At 63.9% G+C, this 18,885-nt stretch carries 17 protein-coding genes; 1 reads left to right on the forward strand and 16 read right to left on the reverse strand.

The annotated features are described in order from the left end of the window. Positions 1-18: 18 nt before the first annotated feature. From QUV18_RS06715 to QUV18_RS06755, 9 genes are all read right to left on the reverse strand, one after another. A complete protein-coding gene (locus tag QUV18_RS06715; RefSeq protein ID WP_064258708.1) occupies positions 19-708 on the reverse strand; it encodes a bacteriorhodopsin in 690 nt (229 codons plus the stop codon). Between the two features lie 9 nt (positions 709-717). Beyond that, on the reverse strand, positions 718-2,136 hold the full coding sequence (locus QUV18_RS06720) for an ABC transporter permease (RefSeq protein ID WP_300892740.1): 1,419 nt from the start codon (positions 2,134-2,136) through the stop codon (positions 718-720). Further along, complete coding sequence (locus tag QUV18_RS06725; protein ID WP_300892741.1) at positions 2,133-3,470, reverse strand: ABC transporter permease; 1,338 nt, start codon at positions 3,468-3,470, stop codon at positions 2,133-2,135. Before QUV18_RS06725 ends, QUV18_RS06720 begins: the two co-directional genes overlap by 4 nt. 32 nt (positions 3,471-3,502) lie before the next feature. Beyond that, positions 3,503-4,456 (reverse strand): alpha/beta hydrolase, encoded by a 954-nt coding sequence (locus tag QUV18_RS06730; protein WP_300892743.1) that lies wholly within the window; start codon positions 4,454-4,456, stop codon positions 3,503-3,505. A 12-nt stretch (positions 4,457-4,468) separates the two neighbouring features. Further along, the gene (locus QUV18_RS06735; protein WP_300892745.1) at positions 4,469-4,873 is read right to left on the reverse strand and encodes a hypothetical protein; all 405 of its coding nucleotides are present in this window, start codon (positions 4,871-4,873) and stop codon (positions 4,469-4,471) included. Positions 4,874-4,889: 16 nt separating this feature from the next. Then, positions 4,890-7,052 (reverse strand): YbhB/YbcL family Raf kinase inhibitor-like protein, encoded by a 2,163-nt coding sequence (locus QUV18_RS06740; RefSeq protein ID WP_300892746.1) that lies wholly within the window; start codon positions 7,050-7,052, stop codon positions 4,890-4,892. Positions 7,053-7,154: 102 nt separating this feature from the next. Further along, positions 7,155-8,351, reverse strand: coding sequence for an ABC transporter substrate-binding protein (locus tag QUV18_RS06745; protein WP_300892748.1), 1,197 nt, complete (start codon positions 8,349-8,351; stop codon positions 7,155-7,157). 203 nt (positions 8,352-8,554) lie between these two features. Next, the gene (locus QUV18_RS06750; RefSeq protein ID WP_300892749.1) at positions 8,555-9,646 is read right to left on the reverse strand and encodes a CaiB/BaiF CoA-transferase family protein; all 1,092 of its coding nucleotides are present in this window, start codon (positions 9,644-9,646) and stop codon (positions 8,555-8,557) included. Next, positions 9,646-10,806: an acyl-CoA dehydrogenase family protein gene (locus tag QUV18_RS06755; protein WP_300892751.1), complete on the reverse strand. Its 1,161-nt coding sequence runs from the start codon at positions 10,804-10,806 to the stop codon at positions 9,646-9,648. Before QUV18_RS06755 ends, QUV18_RS06750 begins: the two co-directional genes overlap by 1 nt. Positions 10,807-11,032: 226 nt before the next feature. On the opposite strand from QUV18_RS06755, the gene htpX reads away from it, so the two are divergent. Then, the gene (gene htpX / locus QUV18_RS06760) at positions 11,033-11,956 is read left to right on the forward strand and encodes a zinc metalloprotease HtpX (RefSeq protein ID WP_300892752.1); all 924 of its coding nucleotides are present in this window, start codon (positions 11,033-11,035) and stop codon (positions 11,954-11,956) included. 91 nt (positions 11,957-12,047) lie between these two features. On the opposite strand, the gene QUV18_RS06765 is transcribed toward htpX, so the two are convergent. The 7 genes from QUV18_RS06765 to QUV18_RS06795 all read right to left on the reverse strand — a co-directional run bounded on the left by QUV18_RS06765 (position 12,048) and on the right by QUV18_RS06795 (position 18,885). Then, positions 12,048-13,097, reverse strand: coding sequence for an ABC transporter ATP-binding protein (locus QUV18_RS06765; protein ID WP_300892753.1), 1,050 nt, complete (start codon positions 13,095-13,097; stop codon positions 12,048-12,050). Next, entirely contained in the window at positions 13,094-14,146 is a 1,053-nt protein-coding gene (locus QUV18_RS06770; protein ID WP_300892755.1) for an ABC transporter ATP-binding protein, read from the reverse strand. Before QUV18_RS06770 ends, QUV18_RS06765 begins: the two co-directional genes overlap by 4 nt. A 17-nt stretch (positions 14,147-14,163) precedes the next feature. Then, positions 14,164-15,108, reverse strand: a complete 945-nt coding sequence (locus QUV18_RS06775) for an ABC transporter permease (RefSeq protein WP_300892756.1) — start codon at positions 15,106-15,108, stop codon at positions 14,164-14,166. A 12-nt stretch (positions 15,109-15,120) separates the two neighbouring features. Continuing rightward, the gene (locus QUV18_RS06780; protein ID WP_300892757.1) at positions 15,121-16,005 is read right to left on the reverse strand and encodes an ABC transporter permease; all 885 of its coding nucleotides are present in this window, start codon (positions 16,003-16,005) and stop codon (positions 15,121-15,123) included. A gap of 25 nt (positions 16,006-16,030) precedes the next feature. Continuing rightward, positions 16,031-16,720: an aspartate/glutamate racemase family protein gene (locus tag QUV18_RS06785; protein WP_300892759.1), complete on the reverse strand. Its 690-nt coding sequence runs from the start codon at positions 16,718-16,720 to the stop codon at positions 16,031-16,033. Between the two features lie 73 nt (positions 16,721-16,793). Further along, positions 16,794-18,398, reverse strand: a complete 1,605-nt coding sequence (locus QUV18_RS06790) for an ABC transporter substrate-binding protein (RefSeq protein ID WP_300892761.1) — start codon at positions 18,396-18,398, stop codon at positions 16,794-16,796. 178 nt (positions 18,399-18,576) lie between these two features. Further along, positions 18,577-18,885 (reverse strand): muconolactone Delta-isomerase, encoded by a 309-nt coding sequence (locus QUV18_RS06795; protein ID WP_300892762.1) that lies wholly within the window; start codon positions 18,883-18,885, stop codon positions 18,577-18,579.

Here is an 18,885-nt window from a genome sequence, read left to right on the forward strand (position 1 = left end):
CCTTAACGCCGGGGGCGGTCAGTAGCGGTCCTGGCCGGCGACGGCCACGACGATGAGAGACGGTATGATGAGGTTGACGATGTCGAATACGCTGTAGAGCACGATGACACCGCCCGATTGGCCGACGCCGATCACGACGTCGACGAAATGCAGGATCGGATAGGCGGCCCAGCCCACGGTCATCAGCAGGCGGATCCAGAAATAGCCGATGCGGACGGGGCGCGAGGATTTGCGCACCGCCTCGGACATCGCGCCGAAATACATCTCGCCCAGGATGTAGAGCCAGAAGGCGATGGACAGCAGCGCGCCAAGGGTCGGGTTGAAGAAGCTGGCATCCCCCAGCCACCGCCCGAATACCATCAGAAGGGCCGCACCGGTGATGCGCCAGAAGACACCGACCGGGACGGGCCCCTGGGTGCGGGCGAAGAAATAGACGGCCGCGACCTGCAGCGGATGCACCGTGTACCACGCCGAGAAGCGCACGCCGGCGCTGGCCTCTCCGCCCGAGAACCAGAAGCCCGCCGCGCCGGCATAATAAAGCGCCGTGGCAAGGCAGGCGGTGCCGACCAGCGCCTCGGGCACCCGCCAGCGTTCGTTCGACCAGCTGAGACCCACGTAACAGATCATCGCCGAGGCCAGGCTCATCAGGGCGAGCCCGGTCAGGGCGCTGGCGACCACGTCGGCGGAGGTATAGAGAGTAGTGAACATTGCGTTTCCTCAGACGGTGGCCCGGATATGCGGTGAGCGCCCGTAAAGAGCGACCATCGGCAGGATCAGCAGACCGAAGATGAACTGTTGCCATTCGTACTGGAGCCCGATGCCCTGCAGGAACGAGGTCAGCACCTGCAGCACGAGGACACCGATCACGGTAAAGCCATAGCCACCGTTGCCGCCCAGCAGAGACGTACCCCCGATGACGACAGCGGCCAGCGTGGTGAAAAGATAGGGGTCGCCCACCCCGATGAATGCCCCGCCGGACCAGCCCAGCAGAAGCGAGCCGGTCAGCGCCGCGAAGACGCCGGAAATGGTGTAACAGCCGACCCAGTACTTGAACTCGCTCACGCCGATCAGGCTGGCCGAGCGGCGATTGCCGCCAAGCGCGTAAAGGTTCCGGCCCCAGGCCGTGGTTCTCAGCCCGATGATCATGACGATGGCGATGATGATCCAGATAGCGATGGTCGGCGGGAAGTTCATACCGATGAACTTTCCGTTCATCGCCGCCAGGTTCGACAGCCATTTCGGCACCGTCCCGAACACGTTCCCGGCGAATTGCGAGCCGATCGAAGTCATGATCTGGGTGAAGCCTGCCAGCGCGAAGCCCGACCCAAGCGTCACGATCAGCGCCTGCCCCTGCAAGCGATAGCTCATGATGCCGTTAAACAGCCCGACGATGCCACCCAGCACGAGGATGAAGCCGAAGGCCACGAAGGACGGCACGCCAAGCGTGATCAGGAACAGAAGCGCGATGTTGGACGAGCCGATCACGAAGGGGATCGACAGGTCGAGCCCGCCCAGAAGCGCCACCATCGTCTGCCCGACGCTGGCGATGCCGAGGAAGGCCGCAAAGAGCAGGATCGCCTTGATGTTGGGCCCCGAGAGAAACCCCTCGATAGAGAAGGCCGAGATGACGATTAGCGCAAACAGCACGATCAGCCCGATGAAGGCGCTGCGGCCCGAGGCGAACTGGCCCGAGACCTTGAAGGCGAATAGCAGGATCAGCTCGAGGACGAGGAAGCCGATCAGGTTCTTGATCGACCGGAATTCCGGAATGGCCGCGGTCAGCAGCAGGTACAGCACCAGCAGCCCGGCCATCGCGATGATCAACACGCGGTTGTTGCGCCAGAGCTTCCTGGTCCGGCCGCTGCGTTCCTCCTGTTCGTCCTCGGTCTCCTCCGCCCGGGCCGCGGCGTTGGCCTCGAACGCGGCCACGATATAGTTGAGGAGCAGGAAGAGAACCGTCGCCGTCAGGATCGTGAAGAGGATCACCCTTTGGGCCGAGACCTCCTGCGCGAAGCCGACGCCGAGACCGATGGCCGCCACGACCAGCGAAAGCCCGATATTCAGCCATACCAGCGCGATCGACTTCGGCATCGGCAGCACGGAGACGCGGCCCCTTGTATCTGAACGCTCGGTCATTTCGGCACCCCGAAGAGGCTGCTGTCAGGCTGCACGATGATCGCCACGAATAGCGCGATCAGCATCGCGGCAACGAAGAGGTAGAGGAACGGGCCCATCTTGCGGGCTCCGGACTCGGCATCGACCAACCGCGCGGCAAGGACGATGGCAATGGCGCCCAGGCCGGCGATCAGGGCAAAGGCCTGAACCGGCGAGATCCGGAATCCGTCGGCGGCCACGCGTGCCGGCTCGATCAGGAAATACCGCTCGGAGGTCGCCGCCTCGACGGCGACCGGCGCGACCTCGGCATAAGTGTCGAAGGTGCCGACCTGCATCATGATGCTGAGGACGATGACGCCCAGAACGAGGAACGCGCTCCAGGGCGAGATGAAGCTGACGTAGCGCGCGATCACCGGAACGAGCAGCGTCAGCAATAGCGACAGCACGAGGATGATCCCGTAGACCATCTGCGTCATGAACGCCTGGATGGCGCCGAAATTGAAGGTTGCCAGCACGTACCCGATCAGCCACAGGCTGACCGCGCCCAGAAGCGCCCCGGTCACGCCGCCGCGTCCGCCGGACAGCGCCACGCCGCCCAGCACCAGCGCGGTGATTGCCGTCAGCGTCATGCTCTGCCCCTGCGTCGGGTCACCCGACGAGATCAACGCGGTGTAACAGATCGCACCCAGCCCGACATAAACCCCGGCAATGAGGTGGGCGCCGATACGCACGACGTCGGTGCGCACACCCGAGGTCCAGGCGGCGCGCTCGTCATAGCCCATCATCTTGAGGTTGGTGTAGAAGGTCGAGGCGGTGAACAGGTACCAGCTCAGCGTGGCCACCACGAGGATCACCAGGACCGGCGAGAAGATCGTCGTACCCGCGCCCCAGCTCATCATGAATTCCGGTGCCACGCCGCCCGGCCGTGGCAGGATCACGAGGTTGATGCCGGTGAGCGCGAGGAAACCCGAAAGCGCCACGATGATCGGCTGCACCCGCACCCAGATCACGATCAGCGCAAAGAGGAGCTGGTAGAGCATGCCCAGCCCGATCGCCACGATGAAGGTCGCGATCGGGCTGGACAGGATTTCGGCCGTGCTGAGCTTGACGATGACAACGTTGATAAAGGCCAGAAGCGGCCCGACAGCCAGGTCGACCGTGCCGCGCCCGGCCACCGCCAGCACCATCAGCGCATAGGTCGCAAGGATCACCGGCGCCGCCACGATCACCGCGCTGCCGATACCCGATTCCGTGATCAGGCTCGGCCCGCGGATGACCGCCGTTCCAAGCAGGGCGGCCATCAGCACGATGGGCACCAGCAGGTAGGCGTTTGCGGAAGAGGCGCGGGTTGCCATGTTTGCCGTCGTCTTTCGTCAGTTGCAGCCGGTCAGAGATCGATCACGCGGCGGTCGCTCTTGGTCTCCGACGAGCGGCTGCGCGAGCCCCCGTCAGAGCCGCGGGACGACCAGTCGCGCGCCGTCTTGCCCCGGCGTTCGGGATCGTTCTGGACGATCTTCTTCAGCACCGGCGTGATCACCTCCTTGAACTTCTCGGGGTCTTCCGAGGTCGGGAAGTGGCCGCCGCCGAAGATGACGCACTCGCTGTTCTTGACCTTCTCGGCGGTGCGCTGGGTCATCTCGGGGGTACAGGCGAAATCGTATTCCCCGGTCAGGAAGTAGATCGGCACCTTGCCCGAGATCTTGTGGACCTTGTCGCGATAGTCGCTGTCGACCGAGTAGTAGTAGAGGTCGCCCTTGAAGATGCCCGGGCCGCCCTGGGCATAGTACCACCAGGTTTCCCACCGGTATTCATCGGGGCTGTCGGGCGCCATTAGGCCGAAGACGGCGGTGGCACAGGCCTCGCCACCATGAATGGCAGGGTGATGCAGCGGGTCGATCCACCAGCCCGGCGAATGATCGCAGCCTTCCAGAGCGATCAGGGCCGAGTATTCATTCTCGTAGCGCAGCGCCAGTTCGAGGCAGATGTTGCCGCCCATCGACTGGCCCATCACGACCGGCTTGTGCAGCTCCAGCGCGCGGCAGAATTCGAGGATGAACTCGGAATAGAAGCTGGTGGTCAGCTTGTACTCGTCCTCCATCAGCTGGAAGCCTTCCGGGGGAAGCGACTTGCCGTGCCACGGCAGGTCGAACGCGATCATCCGGAAGTTCGAGTTCATGTCCGGGTCGCTGAGCTGATGGCGGTATTCGCGCCCGTCGGCGCCGGCGGTGTGCAGGCAGACCATGGGAATGCCCTCGCCCGCTTCTTCGTAATAGGTCCGGTACGTCTTGCCCTGGCAGGTGATGTAGACGTAGCGGCCGACGATCGGATCATGCTTGTTCATGGCTCGCTCTCCTTAAACTTCGCGCATCAGCGCCAGCATCCAGGTCAGCGCCCGCAGGTTCTGCCAAAAGGTCAGCTGGTTGCCTTCGATATGAAGCTGCTTGTGCAGCGGGTGCGCCATCGCCCAGATGTCATTGAACATCGGCGGCGGCATTTTCTGGCTGAACTTCGACCAGGCCGAGGATGGCGCCCGCAGCGCGAACTCGTAACCGAGGTCGGAGGGTTCGAGCCCCTCGGATATCTTCTCGATCTTGCCCTTGCGGACCTCGAGAAGGTAGTCGGTGTCGTCCACGCCCACCACGAAGCGGGCGTTGAAGAACCGTCCGATCCGCGGCAGGACACGGTCCTCGTTCACAAGGCGCGCCCAGCGCTCGACCCACTCCAGGTCGAAGGCGTTTCTGCTGCCGAATTTGCTCATTGTTCTCTCCTGTCTGTCAGGCCGCGGGCAGCGCCGCTTTGGCCGGGCCATAGGTTGCGGTGAAACTTGTCTGGTCGATCGTCACGGGCAGGATCGCCTGCGCGAAAGCCGGAAGGTCGGCATCGGGCGGCAGGTCGAGCGTCCGTGTTTTGAGCGCGTAAAGCGTGAAGATGTAGCGGTGCGCCCGGTCGGGCGGCCATGGCCCGCCATAGCCGCGCCCGAAGCCGGGGATGCCGAAGGTGACGAAATCGGGGTTCAGCTCCTGCGAGCCCGAGGGCATGGCCGACGTCATCGACGCGCCCTCCTTCAGGCTGCGCGCGTCGCCGGGGATGTTGTAGACCAGCCAGTGCGCGAAGCTGCGCGGAAACTCGAACTCCGGCGGCAGGTCGGGATCGGTGATCGACAGGGCAAAGCTTTGCGTGCCCTCCGGCACCCCTTCCCATTCCAGCGCGGGCGAGCGCTTGTTGATTTCGGAAAACCGGTCCGGAATGATGCTGCCCTGCGGGATATCGGGGGCCAGCAGCAGGAAGCCCGATTGGTTCATGGAAATCCTCCTGTTGATCTCGGGGCGCATGCGCACCGGGCGCGCGGCCGGGCGGCCGGCCTCGTGGCGCGGGCGCCATTCTATGACCTTGCGCGCCTCGTGGGTTTCCTCGCCCGGCATCGCCGCGTCGAGCTTGCGACCGAAAGTGGCGTTCAGGATGACATGGGGGTCGAAGGGCGGCTCGAAGGTCGAGGAGATCACCCCGCCCCGGAACACCAGCACGCGATTGCAGAGGTCGATGAACTCCTCGATCTCGGACGACAGGAACACCACCGCGTTGCCCCGCGCCGCAAAGGCCCGCAGGTTGCGATAGAGATCGAGCTTGGCGCCGACGTCGATGCCCCGCGCCGGATCGTTCAGCACCAGCACGCGCGGCCGCTCGGCAAAGGACCGCGCGATCAGGATCTTCTGCTGGTTGCCACCCGAAAGCGACGTGATCAGGTTGCCCGGGTCGCCCATCTTGGTGGCAAGGTTGCCGGTCTCGTGCTCGAAGATCGGGTCGAGCTTCTGCCGGTTGACGAAATTGAACGGCCCGCCCGCGGCATATTCCGGGTAGATCGACAGGCACATGTTCTCGTAGATCGACAGGTTCGGGAAGATTCCTTCCTTCTTCCGGTCGCCCGAGACATACGCGATTCCGTTGTGCCGGGCGCTGTGGAGATCGAAGATCGGTTCGGCCACGCCGTGATGCACGGTATGAATCGATCCGCTCAAAGCCGGTTCGATGCCGGCCAGCGCCTGGACGAAATCGGCCTGCCCCTGACCATCTAGCCCGGTCACGCCAACCACTTCGCCCGGGTAGAGGTTGAAATCGAAGGCGTCGGTATCGGGCCAGACGCGCATATCGTTGGCCCGAAGAACGGGGCGCTCGGCCTGCTTTTCGACCGGCTTGCTGGTGGAATGCGCGCTTTCACGTTCTGGGCCGGCGATCAGGTGCAGGATCTGTTCCTCGGTGATCTCTTCCTTGTTCAGCGTGCCCACCGACACGCCGTCGCGCAGCACGGTGGCGCGGTCGGCAATCTGGACGAGTTCGGCAATCCGGTGGGTCACGATGAAGATGGCGCAGCCCTGCGCCGTCAACTCGCGCATTTTCCGGAACAGTCGCTGGGTCGCCTCGAAATCGAGCGCGGCCGAGCTCTCGTCGAGGATCAGCACGCGCGGGTTCGTCAGCATGCCGCGGGCGATGGTAATCCACTGCTTGATCGACAGGGGAAGCTCGCCCACGATCGTTTCCGGATCCAGGTCGAAGCCCAGCAGCTCGCGCATGATTTTCTCGGCCCGGGCATAGCGTGCGTCGTAAGGCTCCGCTGTCGAGAACAGCCCGTCAGCACCGAGGAAGAGGTTGTCGATGACCGAGCATTCATCGGCCACCAGCACTTCCTGGTAGACGTTCGCAATGCCCAGCGCGCGGGATTCCGAGGGATTCGTGGCCGACTTGCCGAAGATCGACACCTGCCCCTGATCCGGCACCAGCACCCCGGAAATAACCTTGGCCAGCGTCGACTTGCCCGAGCCGTTACCGCCGATGATGGCGTGAACTTCCCCGGTAAATGCACGAAGACTGACCCGGTCAAGCGCCACGGTCGGACCGAAGGTCTTGCGCACGTCGATGATTTCAGCCGCTACAGTAGCCACGGCGACCTCCCCCTCGGGTCAGTATTCCACGAATTCCGGGATTTTCAGACAGTTTTGTTTTCGACCCGGCCGCCGCGCAAACGGCGGCCGGGTCTGCAACGGTTACTGCGCGGCCGGATGGGAGGCCGGATCGTAGGCTTCCGGATCGGCAGGGTGCAGGAAGAAGTTGTCGAGGAAGTCCTTGCCGGCCCATTCCTCGATGCCCGGGTGGTACCAGCCCGCCGACTGCTCGGAGCAATCCTCGGGAATGGCTTCCATCATCTCTTCCTTGGTCATCTTGACGGGCGTTGTCAGGATCGACTGGATCTTCGGCCCCTGCCCCTGAAGCGTGCGCATCATGATGTTCCAGATCATCTCGAAATCGTCACCCGGAGGCCAGGCATGGATCGCCGCAGAGACGTAATCGGGGTTGTTCCGCCAGTAGCACAGCGCCCCCATTTCCGAGCCTATCGTGATCGGAACCATCGGACGGCCCGATTGCTGCAGGGCCCGCAGCGCGCCGAGTTCGGAGGCCGACTGGATCAGGATGCCGTCCAGCTTGCCGGGGTTGGTGGCCAGCCAGCGCTGAACCTCGGCCTGCGCGACCTGGTCGGTCCACATGCCGGCGATCGGGCCCTTGACCTCGATATCAGGGTATTCCGCCATCGCCGCCTCGATACCCACGTTCTGGCTATCGGAGGCGGACGCGCCGGGGATACCTTCGACGTTCAGCACGCGGCCCTCGCCACCGATCTCCTCGGCCATCCACTCGCCCATCATCCGGCCGCCCACGACGAAGTTCGCCGACGAGTTCACCGAATAGGGGCTGGTCAGGTAGCCGATGCCCGAGAACACGGCCACGTCATTGTTGTAGGCATACTCGACCGACGCGTTTAGCGCGGTCGGGTTGGAACAGCAGACCACGATCGCGTCGACCCCCTGGTCGACAAGCTGCCGGATTTGCTGGATCTGGGTGGAATCGTTCAGGTTCGATTGGGTGATGATCACTTCGTCGATCATGCCGAGATCCTTCCACTTGGGAATGATCTCGTTCTGAAGCCGTTCCATCACCGCTGCACGCCACGTGTTGCCGGCATAGGACGACGCATAGCCGATCGTCCATGGCGGCGGGTTCTTGGCGACAAAATCGCGATAGGCGCTGTCGCCGATCGGCTGGTTCGGGTCCAGCAGGTCAGGATTGTAGAGCTTGTCCTGAATGTCCTGCGGCAACTCGTCGACACCGGCCGAAGCGACCGATGCGGCCGAGACGGCCGCACATAACGTGACGGCGCGCAGCACGGCTGCGGTATTCGAAATCATGGCTTACCTCCCTAGGTTTTATAGCCTTTGCGGCTTCTCCCTGCTGAAATTGAACCATCATAGTGCCGCCAATAGAAATAAGAAAATTCAATGGCTGGTATATCGCGGACCTATGATCTTCGTACGACCCAACCAAGGCGTGGCGACATGGCGCAAGACGCCAGCCGCCACAAGGCTACCCGGTCAGGGCTTCTCCAATTTCTTCAGGTTTTCCGGGGCAGCGCCGGCACGGGCCCATAGTGACGGGGTTCGCCGACGAACGCGAAACCAGGCGCGGGAAAACTGACCGGTCCGTTCGGGGTGTCAACGGTCACACGTTGAAGGTGCGGATGTGCGGCCAGCCCGGCCATGTCATTGACCGAAGCGAAGGCGATCTGGCTGCGGGACAGGATGGCGATGGCCTCTTCAGCACTGAACCGGGAGAAGGCCCGCGCCACGCGCGCGTCGGTTTCTTCGCGGTTCCGGACGCGCTCGACATTCGTGGCGAACCGCGGGTCGCTGCCCAGCTCCGGTGCGCCTAGGAAATCGCGGCACAGGATACGCCATTCCCGGTCGCTCTGAATGGAGATCAGGATCGGCGGGCCACTGCCCGGTTGAAAGGCGCCATAGGGCGAAATGGAAGGATGGGCGAGCCCTACACGCCGCGGGCTGTTGCCACCTTCGTGGTTGAGCAATGGCACAGCCAGCCAGTCCGCTATCACGCCGAACATCGACACGTTGATCTCGGCGCCCTCCCCGCTCTTCCCCCGACGGATCAGGGCCTCGAGAATGGCAGCATGGGCCGTGGCACCACTGGCAATATCGACGATGGAAATGCCCACCCGGGCTGGTTCCGTTGGCCCGCCGGTAATCGAGCAGAGCCCGGATTCCGCCTGGATCAAAAGGTCATAGGCCTTGCGGTCTGCCATCGGACCGTTGTCACCGTAGCCGCTGATGGAACAGATGATGAGCTGCGGATGCTCGGCACGTAGCCGCGCCGTCTCGAACCCCAACCGCTCGAGCGCCCCGGGCTTGAGGTTCTGGATGAGGATATCCGCCCGCGCCAGCAGCCTCTCCAGCTCCGCGCTCCCCTCCTCCGACGCAAGATCAAGCGTGCAGGACTCCTTGCCGCGGTTCAGCCAGACGAAATAGCTGGATTGCCCCTTCACGACATCATCGTAGCCCCGGGCGAAATCGCCCTCGGGCCGTTCGACCTTGACCACATGCGCGCCGGCATCGGCAAGCCGGGCCGAAGCGAAGGGCGCGGCGACCGCTTGTTCGATGGCGACAACCTCGATGCCCTCCAGGGGAAGCATCAGAAAGACCTCGGCATTCCGAGCACATGCTCGGCCACGTAAGACAGGATCAGGTTGGTCGAGATCGGCGCGACCTGGTAAAGCCGCGTTTCGCGAAACTTGCGCTCGACATCGTATTCATGTGCGAATCCGAAGCCGCCGTGGAACTGGATGCAGGCATTGGCCGCCTCCCAGCTGGCCTTTGCGGCGAGGTACTTGGACATGTTGGCCTCGGCGCCGCACGGTTCGCCTGCATCGTAAAGCGCACAGGCACGGTAGCGCATTAGGTTGGCCGCCTCGACCTCGATATATGCTTCGGCAATGGGGAACTGCACGCCCTGGTTCTGTCCGATGGGCCGGCCGAAGACCTGGCGTTCGCAGGCGTATTCGGTCACCTTGTCGGTGAACCAGTAACCGTCGCCGATACACTCCGCCGCGATCAGGGCGCGCTCGGCGTTGAGACCGGTGAGAATGTATTTGAACCCCTTCCCTTCCTCGCCGATCAGGTTCTCTTCCGGTATCTCGAGATCGTCGAAGAAAAGCTCGTTGGTCTCGTGGTTGACCATGTTGGCGATCGGCTTGACCTGCATGCCGCTCTTCATCGCCTGTTGGATATCGACAAGGAAGATCGACAGCCCCTCGGACTTCTTCTTCACCTCATCGAGCGGCGTGGTCCGGGCCAGCAGGATCATGTAATCCGAATGCTGCACGCGAGAGATCCATGCCTTCTGGCCGTTGACGACATAGCGGTCTCCCTTCTTGACCGCGGTCGTCTTGATCTTGGTCGTGTCGGTGCCCGTGGTCGGTTCTGTCACGCCCATCGACTGAAGCCGAAGCTTGCCCTCTGCGATCTGCGGCAGGAATTTCTTCCGCTGCTCTTCCGAGCCGTGCCGGACCAGCGTGTTCATGTTGTACATCTGCCCGTGGCAGGCGCCGGAATTGCCCCCTGCGCGATTGATCTCTTCCATGATTACGCTGGCTTCTGTGAGCCCCAGGCCCGCACCGCCGTATTCTTCCGGTATCAGGGCCGCCATCCATCCGTCTTGCGTCAGCGCCTCGACGAACTCTTCCGGATATCCGCGGTCGGCATCCACCTTCCGGTGATACTCCGGCGGGAACTGCGCGCACAGCCCGCGCACGCCGTCACGGATATCTTTGTACTTGTCGGCAAGGTCATGCATGGCAGCAACATCTATTGGAAGCGGAAACCCCGGTATCTAAGAGGATCGCTAGCCATTCCGGAAATATCTGTTTTCAATGATCTCCATAATCCAGATGTATGGGAGAAACATGCCAGAGGAGGGGTTGCCGGAGCGCGTTCTGCCGTGACGACCAAGACCGCTTGTACTCTCTGAAAACCCACACATATCTCATTGAGGCCGAGGCGTAACTTTCCAAAGGACGAACATGGGCTACGTGAAGACTGCGGTATTGATGGCGGCCATGACCGCGCTTTTCATGGGAATTGGCTACCTGCTCGGCGGCTGGGGCGGCGCGGTGATCGCTCTCGCCGCGGCGGCCGCCATGAACGCGTACACGTGGTGGAACTCGGATCGCATGGTCCTTCGCATGCACAATGCCCGGCCGGTGACCCGCGGTGACAGCACGGGACTTCATGACATGACCGCCGAGCTCGCGCGAAAGGCGGGCCTGCCGGAACCCAGGGTCTACTTGATCGATACGCCGCAGCCCAATGCCTTTGCCACGGGGCGCAACCCGGAAAATGCCGCGGTGGCTGTCACTTCGGGCCTGATACGCAGCCTGAGCCGCGAAGAACTTGCGGGCGTGATTGCGCACGAACTTGCACATATCCGCAACCATGACACCGCGATCATGACCGTCACTGCCACCTTCGCCGGTGCGATTTCGATGTTGGCCAACTTCGCACTCTTCTTCGGCGGCTCGCGGGAACGTCTTGGGCTGATCGGCACGCTTCTGATCATGATCCTCGCACCGCTGGCCGCCGCGCTGGTGCAGATGGCAATCAGCCGAACACGCGAATACGCCGCCGACAAGGCGGGCGCCGAGATTTGCGGCGAACCGCTATGGCTGGCTGCGGCGCTTGAGAAGATCGCTGCCGGAGCCGCCCGGATCGACAACGCCGCCGCCGAGCGTAACCCGGCAACGGCGCACATGTTCATCATCAACCCCCTTCACGCGCACAAGCGCGACAGGCTTTTCGCGACCCACCCTGCAACCGAGAACCGCGTGGCCGCCTTGCGCGCCATGGCAGGACAAGCCCGGGTTGCCCGGGAAACGACCGCGCCGCCGATCTCGAAAAGCCGTGTTCCCAATACCCGGCGCAGTGACCCACGCGGACCGTGGACCTGATCAAGACCTGCCCGGGCTGGCCGGGCCGATCGCGCTTATAACTGGCTTTTGTCCTGTGACGTCTCGGTTGTCGGGACGTGGGCCTCAAGGCTCACACGTCCCGGGTAATACCGATCTGGTCGCTCGGGATGTCGATGGACCCGAAGTGATGACACGCCACCCGCTGTCCGGACGGCGCGGGGCGCAAGCCCGGCGCGACGCTGCGGCAGGTGTCGTCGGCGAACGGGCAAGAGCCCTGGAACCGGCACCCGTCTGGCGGATCTGTCACGCTCGGGGGTTCCGTTCGGATTTCCAGGCCCCGCTTGGCGCGCTGAACGACCGGATCCGGCACCGGAAGGGCCGAGAGAAGCGTATGCGTGTAGGGATGCCGGGGCGAACCGAAGATCGCCTCGGTCGGGCCCTCTTCCATGATCTGGCCGCCGTAGAGCACCACGACCTTGTGCGACACGTACCTGACCACGCTCAGGTCATGCGTGATGAACAGGTAGGTCAGGTTATGTTCGCGCTGAAGGTCGAGGAGCAGGTTGAGGATCTGGCCCTGGATGCTCACGTCCAGCGCGGAGACCACTTCGTCGAGCACCATGAAACGCGGGTTGACCGCGAGCGCGCGGGCAATCGCGATCCGCTGACGCTGCCCGCCGGACAGGGCGACCGGGTAGCGATCGGCAATCTCGGGGCGCAGTCCCACCTGGTCGAGAAGGTCGCGCACCTTTTGCTTGCGTGCCGCGCCATCCGAGAGACCGTGGACATAGAGTGTTTCCGAAAGCGTCGAGCCCACGGTCAGGCGCGGGTTGAGGCTGGCGTAGGGATCCTGGAACACGAGTTGGCCCAGTTTCTGCAGATCCTTTTCCGGTGTCGCGAGCTCTTCGAGCGGCTTGCCGAAAAGCCGGATCGCCCCCGCGTTGGCGGGTGACAGCCCCAGCAGCGCCCGGCCGGTCGTCGTCTTGCCGCTGCCGCTTTCCCCGACGAGGCCGACAGTCTGGCCCTCGGGGATGTCGAAGCTCACGCCATCCACGGCGTGAACCGCGCCGACTGGGCGCCGCAGAAGGCCGCTGCGGACGGGAAACCGGACGTGAAGGTCGCGGATTTCGACGGCGTTGCCGGTTGCGGCCGGACTTTGCGTGATGGCTGGCTGGTTCATGACATTCCCCCGTTGCCTTGCAGGCGCGCCCGGGGGCCCTCGGCCTCGGCCGGCCTGAACGGGTCGACCGGGCAGCGGAACAGGTGCTGTCCGTCGTCTTCCGCCGCGATCATGGCCGGCAGGCTTTCGGTGCAGGAGGCGAGCGCGTGGGTGCAGCGGGGGTTGAAGGCGCAGCCGCGTACATCTTCACGAGGATCGACCGGAAGGCCGGGGATCGGCTTCAGCCGCTCGCCCCTGGGCTGGTCGGGTTTAGGGATCGAACTGAGCAGGGCGCGGGTATAGGGGTGCCGGGAGGCCGCGAATATCTGGTCGGTCGTGGCGGTTTCCACGATCCGCCCGGCATACATGACGGAGATCCGGTCGGCGATGCCGGCAACCACGCCGAGATCGTGGGTGATCAGCACCAGCGCCATGCCCAGTTCCTTTCGCAGGTCGTCGATCAGGTTGATGATCTGCGCTTGGATCGTCACGTCGAGCGCGGTTGTCGGCTCGTCGGCGATCAGCACCCTGGGGTTTCGGCTTATGGCCATGGCGATCAGCACGCGCTGGCGCATCCCGCCGGAAAGCTCGTGCGGGTAGGATTCCAGGCGATGCGCGGGCGCCGGTATGCCGACAAGTTCGAGCAGCTCGGTGCAGCGCTTGCGAGCCGCGGAGGCGGACAGGCCGTCATAGGCGATCAGCGGCTCGGCCATCTGGCGGCCGATCTTCATCGACGGGTTCAGCGAGGACAGCGCATCCTGCGAGATCAGGGCGATCCCCTGCCCCCGGACTTTCCGCATCCGCCGCTGCGAGAGGGATTGCAGCTCGGCCCCCTCGAAGCGGACCTGGCCGCCGCTGATGCGGCCACCTTCGGCCAGGAGCTGCAGCACGGCCAGTACGGTCTGGCTCTTGCCGCTGCCGGATTCCCCGACGATGCCCAGCACCTGCCCGGGCGCGACGTCGAACGAGACGTCCTTCACCACGTTCAGGGGCTGTCGTGCCGAGCCGTAGCTGACACTCAGCCCATCGACGGACAGGATCGGCTCGACCGGCTGTGCTGGATGGGTCATCTGCGTCTTCCCTGTCATCAGTTCAGGCGGATTTTCGGGTTGAAGTAGACATAGAGCACGTCGACGATCAGGTTGATCAGGACGAAGATCAGGGCGAGCATCAGGATACCTCCCTGGATGAGGGGGATGTCGCGGCTGGAGATGGCCTGGAACATGGCAAGCCCGACACCCGGCCACGAGAACACCGTTTCCGTCAGCACGGCCCCGCTGAAGAGGAAACCCATCTGGATGCCGATCACCGTGAGCACCGCGGGAATGGCGTTCGGCAGGGCGTGAAACAGGACGATACGGGCCTCGCTTACACCGCGGCTGCGAGCGGTGCGGACGTAGTCGTTGTTGATCACCTCGAGCACGGCCGACCGGGTCATCCGGGCGATGGCGGCGAGCGACCAGGCCGCCAGCGTGATCGTCGGCAGGGCCATGTGAGCCAGCAATGTCAGCAGGCCGGATTGCGGATCGGGCATGCCGCTGACCGGCAGCACGCGCAGATGCAGGCCGAATATCAGGATCAGCACCAGCCCGAGCCAGAAGGAGGGCATGCTGTTGAGGAAGAGAACGACGATGGTCAGCCCCCGGTCGCGGAAGGAGCCGGGCCGAAGTGCGGCCCATGTGCCAGCCGCAATGCCCGCGACGGAGGCCACGAAGATCGCCGCGCCCGCCAGTAGCGCGGTGTTGCCCATCAGGCGGAACAGCACCTCCGAGACTGGCGAGGAAAAGGAGATGGATTGCCCGAGATCGCCGGTGAGCAGGTTGCTCATGTAGATCAGGTATTGCGTCACCAGCGACTGGTCGAGACCGAGCGAGTCCCTCAGCCGTTCACGGGATTCTTCGGAGGCACCGGGCCCCAGCAGCACGTTGGTCGGATCACCGGGAATGAGCCAGGTCAGGAAGAATGTGGCAATGGTCACGCCGATGATCACGGGAATGATCTGCAGGAGACGCCGGATGATGAATGCGAACATGGTCCGGTCCTCTCAGTTGCCGCCGCGGCGGGCGCGCGGGTCAAGCAGGTCGCGGATGCCGTCGCCCAGCAGGTTGAAGCCGACGGCGAGGAAAACGATGGCGAGCCCGGGAATGGTGGCCACGTGGCCGGCCGTAGCGAGCGCGGTGCGCCCGCCGCTCAGCATCTGACCCCAGTCCGGCGTCGGCGGCTGGGTGCCCAGACCGAGGAAACTCAGGCTGGCCGCGAGGATGACGTTCCGCCCCGTCTGGAGCGTGCCGTAGATCAGCGCCGGGCCAAGCACGTTGGGCAGGACGTGGCGCAACAGGATGCGCGTGTGGCTGTAGCCCAGCACATGCGCCGCCTCGACGAACAGCTCTTCGCGCACGCCGAGGACGACGCCCCGGATGATGCGGCCGAATTCGGGGATGGTGACCACGACCATCGCGATGATCATCGAGTTCAGCCCCGGGCCGATCGCGGCGGATATGCCCAACGCCAGCAGGATGCCGGGAAAGGCGAACATGATGTCGAAATACCGCATCACGACCGTGTCACAGATGCTTCCGGCATAGCCCGCGATCAGGCCCAGCAGCCCGCCGATGCACAGGGCGATAATGGTCGGAAAGATCGCCACCACCAGCGCCATGCGCGCGCCGTAGATGAGACGGCTGAGGATATCCCGGCCAAGCTCGTCGGTTCCCAGCAGGTATCCGTCGGTCAGGGGCGGCGTGTAGCGGATGACGGGATTGGCGAAGTTGGGATCGTGCGGCGCGATGAAATCGGCGAGGATGGCCGCCAGCACCACAATCGACACCAGGGTGAAGCCGATTGTGAAGCTGGTATTGCCGAGGCTTCGCCGCAGGACCGGCAGCAGCCGGGCCCTGTCCTTTTCGGTGGTGGAGGCGAAGTCGGTCATCGTGGCATCCGTTCGTTGGCTGGTGTCAGGCGGCCGTCCAGAGTTTCCCGAGATCGGGAATCTGGTCCGGCAGGCCGAGAGTACGCAGCGCGTGCCAGAGTGTCGCCTGGTTACTGGTCACCACCGGCACCCCGGTATCCATTTCGAGATATGGGATGATCGGGAAGCTGCGGTAGGTGCCACAGGAGATCAGGATGGCATCCGCGCCCGGCGACTTGCGGAACACGTCCCGCCCGAGGCGATAGGCGCTGTCGGCGTCGTGAAGGCTGGCCTCGTAGGGGTCGGTGATCTGAAGACCGTCCATGCCGACCACCTCGAAGCCGTGGGCTTCCATGTACTCGGTCATCTTGACGTTCACCTCGTCCGAATAGATCGTCCCGACCGCGATCTTCTTGGCGTCGAGCGCGTGCAGGCCTTCCATCATGGCCTGCATCATGGTGATCGCGGGGATGCCGGTTTCGGCCTTGATCTCCTCGACCACCTGCTCGTCGTGGCCTTTCCCGCGCAGGAAGGTGCCGGGGGCGCCGCACTGCACGATCAGGTCGACCTTGGCGGTGGCGAGCTGCCGGGAGGCTTCGAGAACCTGCGACATCATCTCCTTCAGCCCTTCGTCATCGACCTTGCGGACAATCGTCCGGGCGTCTGCGAAGGCCACGCCCGTCGGCGCGACGGTACGCCATTCCTCGGCGCCTTCTATGGCCGTGGCCGGCCGCATCTGGCCAATCCTGGCTCGCCATCCTTGCATCATGTCTTGATCTCCTTCGAGTTATGGGACCGAGCCTGCCGGCTCAGTCCACCGAAATGTTGGCATAGTCGAGATAGACGGACCCGACGGGCTCGATACCCTTGACGGAGGTCCGGACAATCCGCGGCAGACGATCCTGGTAGAGGAAGATCCACGGCGCGTCTTCTGCCACGATCCGGGCGGCCTCGACATAGGCGGCGGCGCTTTCCTCGGCCTCGACGGCGCTGCGGCCTTCGGTGAAGAGGGCGTCGACCTCGTCATTCTGGTACCAGCCGCGGTTCACGCCGTTGGGCGGGCGCTGGTTGCCACCGAACATCCGCTCGAGCCAATAGGCGGCATCCGCCCCCGTCGTCCAGCCGTTATAGGCGCCGTGAATGTCATCGGCATGACCCGCGCGGGTGGTCGAAAGCAGGGTGGAAAACTCCATGTACTGCGTTTGCAGGTTGATATCGACGGCCGCAAGGTCCTGCTGCACCAGCGTCATGAGCTGGGTGGCAAGGCCGAAGCCCGGGCCGCTGTTGGGTGAAAGCATGTTGAGCGTGACCGGAAGCTCGACACCGGCCTCTTCCAGAAGGGCCCTGGCCTTTTCCGGGTCATGGCCGTAGCTGGGCACCGTGCCCACGGACTGGGTGCGCACCTCGTTCCCGTTTGGCACGGGCGAGCCGAGCGGCGCCGCCTGGCCGCCGAACAGCGCGGCGATCGCCTCGCGGTTCACGGCATAGTTCAGGGCCTGCCGGAACTTGGCGTCGTCGGTGTATTCGGCCCGCGTGTTGAGCCGGATGAAATAGGAATTTGCCGGATCGGGATACTGCACCTCGAGCGAGGGGTCGCCGCCAAGCTGCGTGACCTGCTCGGCGCTGGCGCTGGGGATCACGTCGACCTGCCCGGTCTGCATGGCGATGGCCATCGCGCTCGGGTCGATGATCGGGCGGAAGTTCAGCGTCTCGAGCTTCGGCTCGCCGCCCCAGTAGCCGGCATTCCTGTTCAGCGAGATGGATTGCCCCTGGTCGAAGGTATCGAGCGAGAAGGGCCCGGTGCCGGAGGGCGCGAAGCCTAGTTCATCGCCGGGATTGGCTTCCATCGCGCCGGGGCTGATGATGGACATCCGCCGGTCGCTGAGCAGGCGGGGCATGCCCGAGAAGGGACGCTTGAGCGTCATGACGAAGGTGCCGTCTTCGGCGGCTTCGGTGCTTTCGATCCAGTTGGTGATGAAGGCGAGGTTGCCGCTGGCGCGTTCATCGAAGAGCGGCGACTCGCTGTCCATGAGGCGATCGAAATTGGCCTGTACCGCGGCGGCATCGAAGGGCGTTCCGTCATGGAATGTCACGCCCTCGCGGATCTGGAAGGTATAGGTCAGCCCGTCTTCGGAAACGTCCCAGCCGGACGCCAGCGCCGGGATGATCTCGGGCGCGCTGCCCGTCGACTGCGACAGGTCTTCGCGCACCAGCGGCTCGTAGATCGCGTCGATAACGCGCAGTGCCACCGTCCCGCTGACCCGGTGCGGATCGAGCGGCGGGATGGACCCGCCCGACCCGATCGTGATTTCCTGGGCGTGCAGGTTCGTCGCCGGCAGAGTGACCGTGGCGGCCAGGCAGATCGCCACCGCCGCACGCCTGCAAGCTTGCATCAGTGCAGTTGAATTGGGCATGTTTCCCTCCTGTTGACAGAACGCGTTGAGATGCGTTCGATTTTTGGCTTTGCTGTTGCGGCCGGACGGGTGTTTCCGGCGGCATGTTCAGTATGAGCGGCGCGGTTCAATTCACAAATCCAATTATTTGGCATATTAATCGGTATCCCTGATCATTCTTTGCGCGCGGCCACCGAGCTTACTTCGCGGCGACCATCTCGGGGGGCGAGACCGGGTCGACGGGATGCCGGGCCAGCGGCAAGACGACAATGTCGTGCATCCACGGGTTGGCCGGAAGGCTGAGGATGATCTCGTGCAGTTCCGAGGCATCGGCGGCCTGCCAGATGCCCCAGTTTTCGAACCGGCCCGGGACACGCCACATGCGAACGAGATGCCCCTGCTTCGCGAGCTCCGCCGCATGGGCGCGTTCGTCGCGCGTCACCTTTTCCTTGAGGGCCGGATCCATGTCGTCCGACCAGCGAAGTTTGATGTTTACCAGGAATTCCAT

The sequence above is a fragment of the Roseovarius sp. genome (assembly GCF_030373445.1).
Taxonomy (GTDB): Bacteria; Pseudomonadota; Alphaproteobacteria; order Rhodobacterales; family Rhodobacteraceae; genus Roseovarius.

What these genes read in the sequence shown, in the direction of transcription:
- QUV18_RS06715 (WP_064258708.1), bottom strand. Translation starts at nt 708, where the DNA reads ATGTTCACTACTCTCTATACCTCCGCCGACGTGGTCGCCAGCGCCCTG.
- QUV18_RS06720 (WP_300892740.1), bottom strand. Translation starts at nt 2,136, where the DNA reads ATGACCGAGCGTTCAGATACAAGGGGCCGCGTCTCCGTGCTGCCGATG.
- QUV18_RS06725 (WP_300892741.1), bottom strand. Translation starts at nt 3,470, where the DNA reads ATGGCAACCCGCGCCTCTTCCGCAAACGCCTACCTGCTGGTGCCCATC.
- QUV18_RS06730 (WP_300892743.1), bottom strand. Translation starts at nt 4,456, where the DNA reads ATGAACAAGCATGATCCGATCGTCGGCCGCTACGTCTACATCACCTGC.
- QUV18_RS06735 (WP_300892745.1), bottom strand. Translation starts at nt 4,873, where the DNA reads ATGAGCAAATTCGGCAGCAGAAACGCCTTCGACCTGGAGTGGGTCGAG.
- QUV18_RS06745 (WP_300892748.1), bottom strand. Translation starts at nt 8,351, where the DNA reads ATGATTTCGAATACCGCAGCCGTGCTGCGCGCCGTCACGTTATGTGCG.
- QUV18_RS06750 (WP_300892749.1), bottom strand. Translation starts at nt 9,646, where the DNA reads ATGCTTCCCCTGGAGGGCATCGAGGTTGTCGCCATCGAACAAGCGGTC.
- QUV18_RS06755 (WP_300892751.1), bottom strand. Translation starts at nt 10,806, where the DNA reads ATGCATGACCTTGCCGACAAGTACAAAGATATCCGTGACGGCGTGCGC.
- htpX (WP_300892752.1), top strand. Translation starts at nt 11,033, where the DNA reads ATGGGCTACGTGAAGACTGCGGTATTGATGGCGGCCATGACCGCGCTT.
- QUV18_RS06765 (WP_300892753.1), bottom strand. Translation starts at nt 13,097, where the DNA reads ATGAACCAGCCAGCCATCACGCAAAGTCCGGCCGCAACCGGCAACGCC.
- QUV18_RS06770 (WP_300892755.1), bottom strand. Translation starts at nt 14,146, where the DNA reads ATGACCCATCCAGCACAGCCGGTCGAGCCGATCCTGTCCGTCGATGGG.
- QUV18_RS06775 (WP_300892756.1), bottom strand. Translation starts at nt 15,108, where the DNA reads ATGTTCGCATTCATCATCCGGCGTCTCCTGCAGATCATTCCCGTGATC.
- QUV18_RS06780 (WP_300892757.1), bottom strand. Translation starts at nt 16,005, where the DNA reads ATGACCGACTTCGCCTCCACCACCGAAAAGGACAGGGCCCGGCTGCTG.
- QUV18_RS06785 (WP_300892759.1), bottom strand. Translation starts at nt 16,720, where the DNA reads ATGCGGCCGGCCACGGCCATAGAAGGCGCCGAGGAATGGCGTACCGTC.
- QUV18_RS06790 (WP_300892761.1), bottom strand. Translation starts at nt 18,398, where the DNA reads ATGCCCAATTCAACTGCACTGATGCAAGCTTGCAGGCGTGCGGCGGTG.
- QUV18_RS06795 (WP_300892762.1), bottom strand. Translation starts at nt 18,885, where the DNA reads ATGGAATTCCTGGTAAACATCAAACTTCGCTGGTCGGACGACATGGAT.